Here is a 1827-nt window from a genome sequence, read left to right on the forward strand (position 1 = left end):
GCCCAAATGGGCGGCGCAAGAGGCCACAAAATCCAAAAAATGGCGTCTTCCGCGTTCGCGCGGGAAATTTCGAGGGCTTGTTCAGCGTAGCCTTAAACTGCGCCCATGCATCCCGCCATCGCCCAATACCGGACCGGCATTGCCGCTATCTGCCAGCGCTACGGCATTCGGCGGCTGGAGGTGTTTGGCTCGGCGGCACGGGCCAGTGACTTTGACCCCGCCCACAGCGACGCCGACTTTCTGGTGGAGTTTGCTCCGGGCATTGAGCCCGGGCTCCACTCCATTTTTGGCGCCAAGGCCGATCTGGAAGCACTGCTGGGCCGGGGCGTGGACCTGGTGGAACCCGGCGCTGTGCGCAACCCGTACGTGCTAGCCAACATCAACCGCCACCGCGAGGCTGTGTATGCAGCGTGACCCGCGCGCCTTCTTGTGGGATGTGCGCGAGGCGGCTGCCGCCATTGAGTCTTTTACCCAGGGCATGGATGCAGCAGCCTATGGCGCCAACGCCATGGCCCAGGCGGCGGTAGAGCGCAAATTTGAAATCATTGGCGAAGCACTCAACCAACTGTCCAAGCTGGATACGGCCATGGCCGCCCGCATACCTGACCTGGCGCAGATCGTGGCGTTTCGCAACCAACTCATCCACGGCTACGCCACGGTGAACGTGAGTACCGTGTGGAACATCACCCAAACGGCCCTGCCCGCCTTGCTGCGCGCGGTACAGACTCTGCTGGACGAGCAGGATTGAAACACCCCACTTTCGCCCACATACCGCCAGGCCCGCTGGCAGGGCCATTGCAGCTATTGCCCATCAACGCCGCCGTGGTGTCCGTGCACACGGCCGATGGCGCGCATGTGGGCTCGCTGAAGTCGGTCGGCGGGGTGTGGAAGTTCAAGGCCATGGGCTACGACGCCGCAGGCCGCATGGAGCCGGGCCATGGGCCGCTGACGGAGCAGCACAACATGGCGTTCGCGGCGCTGGATGCGGCTGAGGTGAGTGCCCGGCTGCTGGGCGCTTTGGGAAGCGCTGAGTAACGAGCGCCAAGAAAGCACCAAAAATACGAAGCCGTGCCGCACAGGGCCGCAACTCTCAGAGTTGCGCGTCGGCCAGCACAAACTCCACCGCCGCACAGGCCGCCGCCACTTGCGCCTCAATGCACTGCTCGGGCGTGGCGCGGGGGCTGTCGGGGTAGACCTCCGTTGTGGTGGTGTAGCGCGCGCCGCTGATGCCCGCGCACAGGCCCCACTGCTTCATCGGGTAGTGGATGACACCCGGGGCCACCACGGGCGAGCCGATGATTTGGTTCTTGTCGTCCGCAGGCGCAATGTGTGTGACGCGGCTGACGGCCTCGATGATGGCTTGCTGGAAGGCGGGCTGCGGGTTGTCGGCGTCGTCCACCAGGTAAAAGCCGTCGGGGATGCTGCCGGGCTCGAACACCTTGCCGTCGCGCGCGGCCACGGCGGGGCGGTATTCGGATTCGTCGGTGTCGGTGGTTTCGTGCAGGTCGATGTGGGCGGCAAACTGGCCGTGCAGTGGCGCCACCAGGCGCATGAGGGCCGCGGACTCCTGCGCGGGCGAGCCCTCGCGGAACGACCGGTTGGGGTCGATGGCGTCAAAGTTCCAGCGCTGAAACCGCTCGTACGCCCAGGGACTCACACACGCCACCACCAGCAGGTTGGCACGGCTGGCAAAGCGCTCGGCCTGCGTGTCAACAAACCGCAGCGCGCCGTGCACGCCGCTCGTCTCGTAGCCGTGCACCCCGCCGGTGACCAGCACGCTGGGCAGGCCGGGTTGCCACTGGCGGCTGCGCAGGGCCCGCAGGGGAA

4 protein-coding genes are annotated in these 1827 nt (G+C 66.0%); 3 read left to right on the forward strand and 1 reads right to left on the reverse strand.

The features are described from left to right. Positions 1 to 105 precede the first annotated feature (105 nt). The 3 genes from DBR23_RS20660 to DBR23_RS20670 are packed head-to-tail and all read left to right on the forward strand — an operon-like array spanning position 106 to position 1035. Positions 106 to 414 (forward strand): nucleotidyltransferase family protein, encoded by a 309-nt coding sequence (locus DBR23_RS20660; RefSeq protein ID WP_108499446.1) that lies wholly within the window; start codon positions 106 to 108, stop codon positions 412 to 414. Next, positions 404 to 748 (forward strand): DUF86 domain-containing protein, encoded by a 345-nt coding sequence (locus DBR23_RS20665; RefSeq protein ID WP_108499447.1) that lies wholly within the window; start codon positions 404 to 406, stop codon positions 746 to 748. The genes DBR23_RS20660 and DBR23_RS20665 overlap by 11 nt, the downstream gene beginning before the upstream one ends. Next, a complete protein-coding gene (locus DBR23_RS20670; protein WP_108499448.1) occupies positions 745 to 1035 on the forward strand; it encodes a hypothetical protein in 291 nt (96 codons plus the stop codon). Before DBR23_RS20665 ends, DBR23_RS20670 begins: the two co-directional genes overlap by 4 nt. Positions 1036 to 1090: 55 nt before the next feature. On the opposite strand, the gene DBR23_RS20675 is transcribed toward DBR23_RS20670, so the two are convergent. Beyond that, a partial coding sequence (locus tag DBR23_RS20675) for a M14 family metallocarboxypeptidase (protein ID WP_108499449.1) occupies positions 1091 to 1827 on the reverse strand: 737 nt, incomplete at its 5' end.

This window comes from Acidovorax sp. HMWF018 (assembly GCF_003061035.1).
In the GTDB taxonomy this organism is placed as follows: domain Bacteria; phylum Pseudomonadota; class Gammaproteobacteria; order Burkholderiales; family Burkholderiaceae_C; genus Acidovorax; species Acidovorax delafieldii.

Coding starts and splice junctions, on each gene's coding strand:
- DBR23_RS20660 (WP_108499446.1), top strand. CDS start 106: ATGCATCCCGCCATCGCCCAATACCGGACCGGCATTGCCGCTATCTGC.
- DBR23_RS20665 (WP_108499447.1), top strand. CDS start 404: ATGCAGCGTGACCCGCGCGCCTTCTTGTGGGATGTGCGCGAGGCGGCT.